Here is a 7,662-nt window from a genome sequence, read left to right as displayed (position 1 = left end):
TCAGGCTCAACAACGGGTTCAGGCTCAACAACGGGTTCAGGCTCAACAACGGGTTCAGGCTCAACAACGGGTTCAGGCTCAACAACGGGTTCAGGCTCAACAATGGGTTCAGGGTTAGTAACTAATACATCATGATTTTGCTCAGAATTTTGAGCCAAACTTGGCTCAAAATTGTTATAGGTTTTGACTTGTAAATCATCATTATCTCGTGCTTGATAATCAACGCCATAAGACTGTAATGGCGGTGCAGAAGCCGTTTGGCTATTCGATGACTGTGTAGAAGGTGTAGATGCCCCATCTTCTATAGTTGGTACTTCAGGTGATAAAGAGCCAGCATAAGTATGATTTAATATCTCATCGACTGGCAACGGACGAAATGCCAGCAGACGTAAAATGCACATTTCCAGCGCTTGCATCGGTGTGCTCGCAAGCTTAACACCTTCACGTGCTTGCACGACAATCTCATAATACAGTTGCAGAACATCTGGACTCATATGCTGCGCAAGCGTGTTAATATCTTGCGCCTGTGCCTCATTTACATTTAATGCCACTTCAGGCAACAGCTGAGTCAACGCCAATTGATGCAGTAATTCAGTAAGACCATCAAACATACTCGTCGCATCAACCATTTGCGCGCGCATTTGTTCTATATGAGCCGCGACAGCAGATTTGTCATGGTTATAGATATCAGTAATTAAACTGACCAGATCAGCCGCATCAATTAAACCAAGCATCGCATTAACCGTCACATCATCGAGCGCACCTTGACCAAAAGCAATGGCCTGATCGGTCAATGACAACGCATCACGTACCGAGCCTTTGGCGGCGCTCGCCAATTGCCAGAGCGCAGGCTGTGTATAACCTACCTGCTCTTGGGTAAGAACATTTGCCAAATGCTCGCTGAGTAACGTTTGTGGTAGCGGACGTAGTACAAACTGCAAACAGCGCGAAATAATGGTAATCGGCAATTTTTGCGGATCAGTCGTGGCAAGTAAGAATTTTACATGCTCAGGAGGTTCTTCCAAAGTTTTAAGAAGCGCATTAAAACTGTGTGTGGACAACATATGCACTTCATCAATCAGGTATACTTTATAACGCCCCTGACTTGGCGCATACGGCACATTATCCAGCAACTCTCGTGTGTCTTCTACTTTGGTACGGGATGCCGCATCAATCTCGATAAGATCGATGAATCGCCCTTGATCGATGGCCACGCAGTTATCACACACACCGCAAGGCGTACTAGTAATACCCGTATCGCAGTTCAAACATTTAGATAGGATACGCGCAATCGTGGTCTTACCCACACCGCGTGTGCCCGTAAAGAGGTAAGCATGATGCAAACGGTTATAATCAATCGCATTAATCAATGCTTGAGAAACATGCGTTTGCCCAATCAACTCGTGAAAGTTTTTGGGACGGTATTTGCGCGCTAAAACTTGATATTGCTGCGTCATAATAAATGCCAATGTGAATAATACAAATATAGATGGAGTGTCAAACCAGTAGGCTATATTAGGTTTAGATTATAACTGCGCTTGAAGTTGTGCTAAACGTTTGTATAAGCGCTGAGTATTGGCGTCAATCACTGAGCCTTTTTGATAAAAGGCATCTAAGTGCACCTTTGTATTGACGCTATCATCACAAGGTCTAAACTCTACGCCAATCAAAAACAAATCATCCATCACTGGATCCTGCATTTGAGCATTGAGCTCCAACAACAAATCTTGTTGAGACGTGCGCACCTTGTCAGCACTCAGCGAACTATTATCATCTTGCGCATAGAAAACCATCAGATAATGGCGTCCAAACACGTGATAAGAGTGCTCATGACAAACATAACCATTCCAGCGAGAGTCTTGATCCATCGTTTTGTAAGCTAAGATTTTTTCAACCAGACAAGCGTAAGTGTACATTGACTCATCGACCAAAATATCAACCGGCTCTTTTGGTAGGGGTTGACCTGCCTCATAATAATGTTTGATCAAACTATTAAACAGCTTGTACCACATCCGAGTATTTTTCTGAATCTCAGCCATGAGTGCTTTGGCAAAGACTGCCTGATCTGGTTCTGTAGCTTTGAGCAAGCGTTGCTCAATCTGATCGATCAACTGATTGTCAATCAATTGCTCTTGCACCCTAATCGCTCTTTGATGAAAGTCAGGCGACTGTAAAAACTGGGTAAGTAATGTCGACTCGTCTTGGAATGACTCAAACCCTGTCAGCTGGCTGCGATGAAAGTCTAAAAATGCGGACAAATCGCTTGGCGTAACCAATTGGCTGATGATATCGACAAAGTTTTGATGGCTAAATACCTGTAAGACACTCTGCTCATCATCCAGATCTAAAACACAGTCTTCAGCAAAAAACTGACTACCATATTCATAATCAACCGTATGCGAGGATGCTTGTGGTTTATCATCTTGATGCGTGACAGACAGTGACGTCAAACCAATGAAATAAACATCCTTACCAGCTGCCGAGGTATTACTTTCTGCCATCGAACTATCGTTTTTTAGATAAAGCTGAGCGTGACGCTTGATTAGTTGGTTGACAACTTCTTTTCTCCACTCACGAACTTGAGCGCTGTCTACTTTTTGCATACTCGCTTGCATCACCACATCATTGACGATCAGATAAATGATAGCGCCAGAAAACTCAAAAACGAAATCATAACCTTGAAACTGCTCAGGATTGGTTGTTTTATCTGCTGATAACTCATACAAAGATAAGAAACTTTGTTGAATCATTTGTTGCCAAAGTGAGGGTGACGCGTGCTGAGTATCCATGATGTCCCTATAAATGAGGTCTCATAAAGAATCTGGGACCATTCCATTGAAAGCAAAAGAGCTTTCTTATGTCCAGTTTAGTCCCAGCATGGATTTATGGCAAGTAAACCAGTTTTAGCTTTCTAACTTGCGGCGCATATGCGGGAACAAAATCACATCACGAATACTGGCAGAATCAGTAAACAACATCACTAAACGGTCAATGCCGATACCTTCACCTGCGGTTGGTGGTAAGCCATAAGACAGCGCTTCGATGTATTCTTCATCAAAATGCATCGCTTCATCATCGCCAGCGTCTTTTTCAGCGACTTGTCCACGGAAGCGTTCTGCCTGATCAGCAGGATCATTAAGCTCGCTAAAGCCGTTTGCCAGTTCACGACCACCGATGAATAGCTCAAAACGATCGGTGATTTCAGGATTGTCATCACTACGGCGTGCCAGTGGTGAAGTTTCCGCTGGATATTCAGTGATGAAAGTTGGCTGACGCAATTGGTGTTCAGCGGTTTCTTCAAAGATAATAGTCTGTAGTTTGCCCACACCAAACACCTCTTTCACTTGCTGCTTAAGCGTTGTCGAGGCGTACTCTGCCAGATATTCACGGTCATTGATACGTGCCATATCGAAATTTTCAGCATATTTTGCAATTGCATCAGACATAGACAAACGTATAAATGGCGCTTTTAGACTAATGTCTTCTTCTTGATAAGTAATCTCAGTTGTGCCCAAAATATCCATCGCCAATTCATTAAATAAGCGTTCGGTCAAATCCATCAAGTCATGATAATCAGCATACGCTTGATAAAACTCAATCATGGTAAATTCAGGATTATGGCGAGTTGATACGCCTTCGTTACGGAAGCTGCGGTTAATCTCGAACACTCTTTCAAAACCACCAACGACTAAGCGCTTCAAGTAAAGCTCAGGCGCGATACGCAGATATAAAGGCATATCTAGAGCGTTATGATGCGTCACAAACGGACGTGCCACCGCACCACCTGGGATAGGATGCATCATCGGCGTCTCAACTTCCATGAAACGCTCATTTAACATAAACTTGCGAATGCCGCTAATGACTTGACTGCGAATTATAAAGGTATCACGAGTCGTCTCATTGGTCATCAAATCAAGATGACGATTACGATAGCGCGCTTCGACATCAGCTAAACCATGAAACTTGTTTGGCATCGGACGTAGCGCTTTAGTCAATAACTGAAACTCTTCGATATGCACATATAAATCGCCCTTGCCTGAGCGACCAATATAGCCTGATACGCCAACAATATCACCCAAATCTAATGATTTAATGGTCGCTAACGTCTCTAGATCCAACTCTTTGCGTGCAACATATAACTGAATGCGACCCGTCATGTCTTGAATAACAATAAAGGCACCACGGTTCAGCATGACGCGACCTGCCACGTTGACCTGTGTTTTTTCGCCATTCGCCGCTTTTTCTTCAATTTCTTGTTTTGAGACGCCGTCAAAAGCAGTTTGCAAATCTTGCGCATAATCGGTGCGTTTGAACGTATTTGGATACGGCTGTTTGCCTGAAGCAGTGATATCGTCTAGCTTGGCTTGCAGTTGCGCAATCAGCTCGTTAGCGTCTTCTACAACTGGGGTTTGGTCTTGGTTCTGATTATTGTGCTTTGACATAAAATTCTCAAAATTTAATTGTGGTTCATGTTTCATTTTAGAGATCATTAAACTGGCTAATACAAACTAAGTAATCTTTTACTTAGTCTATGCAACCACCTGATACTTGCTTACCTTCTTTAATAATTGAATAACAACCAAAAATACTGTCGTCATAGGCGCACTGACCTGCAAAATCGCCGCCTTCTGTTTGTTCCATATCCATCCAACCTCTACAGTCTCCCTGACATTCTGAGCCATCTGTACAGAATTGACCGCCATCTGAGTACTGTTGAACACAGCTGAAACAACCTGCCATTCCCTGTGGTTTCATAGTCCCGCCTATAGACTGACAAGCTTCTTCAACATGCTGTGGTATCAACGATACCAATACATCCTTCATACTCATCTAATACCTGATAAATACTATCCAACTCACTCTGGCTGAGCTTTTGCTCAACTGGAGGATTCACTAACTGTTTTGATTCATGCCCTTCTTCAACTTTGGTTACCGAACCACTCGAAGTTGTATCCTTTAATGGCTGATTGTTTGGTACCTCGCAAGCAGATAGCGACATTAAAATACTTGACATAAAAGTAGCAGCTAACAGCTTACAAACATTCATTTAATATGCCTTTAAACACGCACTTTGAACAAAATAAATAACTAAATCCTACATTTATTAAATATTACTCACCGCCAATACTCGCCATCAAATCAGCCTGATGCTCACGCAACAGTGCATCAAGAATCTCATCCAAGTCGCCTTCCATAATGGCATCAAGCTTGTATAACGTCAGGTTGATACGGTGATCGGTCATGCGACCTTGTGGGAAATTATAAGTGCGAATGCGTTCTGAGCGATCGCCACTACCGACCAAATCACGACGGATGGTGTCTGCGGCATCAACTTGAGCCTGTACTTTGACTTGCTGAATCTTTGAAATCAGCATTTTCATCGCTTGCGCACGGTTTTTGTGCTGGCTACGCTCTTGTTGACACTCTACCACGGTACCCGTTGGAATGTGGGTCAAACGTACGGCTGAGTCAGTGGTGTTAACGTGCTGACCACCCGCACCGCTTGAACGGAAGGTATCAAAGCGGATATCGGCTGGATTTAGATCTACTGTATCATCAATCTCAACTTCAGGCATCACCGCCACGGTACAAGCTGAGGTATGCACGCGACCTTGGCTTTCGGTTTCAGGCACACGCTGCACACGGTGTACGCCTGATTCAAACTTTAAGCGACCATACACGCTGTTGCCTGATACGCGAGTGATAATTTCTTTATAACCGCCATGCTCGCCTTCACTTGCCGACAGCACTTCCACTGTCCAGCCTTGTGTCTGCGCGTACTTTTGGTACATTCGAAACAAGTCACCAGAGAAAATCGCGGCTTCATCACCACCTGTACCCGCTCGAATTTCCAAGAAAGCAGGCACTTTATCATTTGGATCTTTCGGTAGCATCATGACATTGAGCGCCTCTTCCATCTCTACGATGGTCTCGCGGGCGTTATCAATCTCTTCTTGCATCATCTCTTTCATGTCAGGATCTGATGCATCAGCCAGCATAGCCTCTGCATCAGCCTGATCCGTTTCTGCACGCACATAGTTCTGCCATAAAGTAGTGATATCCATCAAGTCGCTGTGCTCGACAGACAATTCACGGAATTTATTATTATCGCTGATGATACTAGGATCTGATAATAAGGCGGTGACCTCTTCATAACGGTCTACCATCTGGTCTAAACGCAGGCGTAAGGATTCTTTCATAAAAGGACTTTTAATTGGATGAGAGGAATAAGACCGTGATTATAGCAAATTTTTCGGGGTAAATTAAAACCTCTACGCATTCTTGTCGATATTCTAAGCATTCTTCCCGTTATATTCGCAAATAGCGCCTCATTCTTGAATAATATATTGCTTAAATAATGTGATTAAATGCTCATAATAAAAACAACAGACAAAAAAATAGCTAAGGTTGCTCTTAGCTATTTTTTATTAGTAACAGATTGTACTTTAAAAATTAAACCTTACGCACCAACACTGAACCGATAGAGTAACCCGCACCAAATGAGCAAATCACACCCAAATCACCTGATGCCAGCTCATCTTTATAGCGATGGAAAACAATCATCGGACTGGCTGAACTGGTGTTAGCAAATTCAGCAATGACACTTGGCACAATCGCTTTATCTGCTTCTTTACCAATCACAGTACGTAGAATTAAATCCAACATATTGGCGTTGGCTTGGTGCAGCCACATCATTTTAACATCAGACGTTGCGATATCGTTTTCTTGCAAATGCTCAGTGATGACTTCTGAAACCTTTGGACAGACTTCACGGAACACTTTTCGACCATTTTGTAAGAATAGCTTGTCGGTGACTGGCTCTTTGATGTCTGGATACATCTCAGTCTGTGCCGCTAAGAACTCTGAGCGATCCATAAAGCCGTATTCGTTTTTGATATTGGTCGAAAACTGGGTAAATAGCTTAGAGTTAAGAATCTCATAACCTTTTGGCGTTTCTAGCTCTTCGACGATAGATGCTGTTGCGACATCGCCAAAGATAAAGTGGCTGTCACGGTTACGCCAGTTTAGATGAGCTGAGGTAATCTCAACGTTGACCACAGCGATGCGCTTAGCCAGACCAGAAACGATAGAGCCATGTGCTTGCGATAGACCAAAAGTCGCGGCACTACAAGCAACGTTCATATCATAAGCAAAACCACCAATCATACCAATTGCATTTTGAATCTCGATAGCGACTGCAGGATAAGTACGCTGAAAGTTTGAACAGGCAAGAATGATACCATCTAGGTCATTCGCCTCAAGACCTGCATCTGCTAGCGCGTCTTTCAAAGCCGCAGTACCCATTTCTGCCATGATAGACAGCTCTTTACCTAAATGACGATAAGGAATCACTGGTGCCATGATTTCAGGATCTAAAATACCATTCTTTTCCATCACATAACGTGATTTAATACCAGATACTTTTTCGATAAAGGCCGCTGAAGAAGGCTCTAGGGCAGTCAAAGTTCCTGCTGCTATCTCGTCAGCATGCTTTGCATTATAATTCTCAACATACTTATTAAATGAATCTACTAGCTCTTCATTACTGATGCTATAAGGCGGAATATACAGGCCAGTGCCTGTGATACAAGTCGTCATGATAAGCTTCCTTGTCTACTACTATAGGGCTTGGGATAAGCATAAAAGTGGAAAAATAACAGT

At 43.2% G+C, this 7,662-nt stretch carries 7 protein-coding genes; all 7 read right to left on the bottom strand.

The genetic code is table 11. The annotated features are described in order from the left end of the window. On the bottom strand, positions 1–1,457 hold a 1,457-nt coding region (gene dnaX / locus JMX95_RS05925), incomplete at its 3' end, for a DNA polymerase III subunit gamma/tau (RefSeq protein ID WP_201560278.1). 69 nt (positions 1,458–1,526) lie between these two features. Continuing rightward, the gene (locus JMX95_RS05920) at positions 1,527–2,789 is read right to left on the bottom strand and encodes a hypothetical protein (RefSeq protein WP_201560277.1); all 1,263 of its coding nucleotides are present in this window, start codon (positions 2,787–2,789) and stop codon (positions 1,527–1,529) included. Positions 2,790–2,903: 114 nt separating this feature from the next. Then, positions 2,904–4,442 (bottom strand): lysine--tRNA ligase, encoded by a 1,539-nt coding sequence (gene lysS / locus JMX95_RS05915; RefSeq protein ID WP_201560276.1) that lies wholly within the window; start codon positions 4,440–4,442, stop codon positions 2,904–2,906. Positions 4,443–4,524: 82 nt separating this feature from the next. Beyond that, a complete protein-coding gene (locus JMX95_RS05910) occupies positions 4,525–4,755 on the bottom strand; it encodes a hypothetical protein (RefSeq protein ID WP_201560275.1) in 231 nt (76 codons plus the stop codon). Between the two features lie 28 nt (positions 4,756–4,783). Continuing rightward, a complete protein-coding gene (locus JMX95_RS05905; RefSeq protein WP_201560274.1) occupies positions 4,784–5,047 on the bottom strand; it encodes a hypothetical protein in 264 nt (87 codons plus the stop codon). Positions 5,048–5,111: 64 nt separating this feature from the next. After that, positions 5,112–6,200 carry a peptide chain release factor 1 gene (gene prfA / locus JMX95_RS05900; protein ID WP_193008012.1) on the bottom strand — a complete coding sequence of 363 codons (1,089 nt, stop codon included), beginning with the start codon at positions 6,198–6,200 and terminating at the stop codon, positions 5,112–5,114. Positions 6,201–6,453: 253 nt separating this feature from the next. Further along, on the bottom strand, positions 6,454–7,599 hold the full coding sequence (locus JMX95_RS05895) for a beta-ketoacyl-ACP synthase III (RefSeq protein WP_201560273.1): 1,146 nt from the start codon (positions 7,597–7,599) through the stop codon (positions 6,454–6,456). Positions 7,600–7,662 lie beyond the last annotated feature (63 nt).

The sequence above is a fragment of the Psychrobacter sp. NC44 genome, assembly GCF_904846655.1.
In the GTDB taxonomy this organism is placed as follows: domain Bacteria; phylum Pseudomonadota; class Gammaproteobacteria; order Pseudomonadales; family Moraxellaceae; genus Psychrobacter.
The sequence above is the reverse complement of the archived record's forward strand: the minus strand, read 5'-3'. Positions and strand labels throughout refer to the sequence as shown.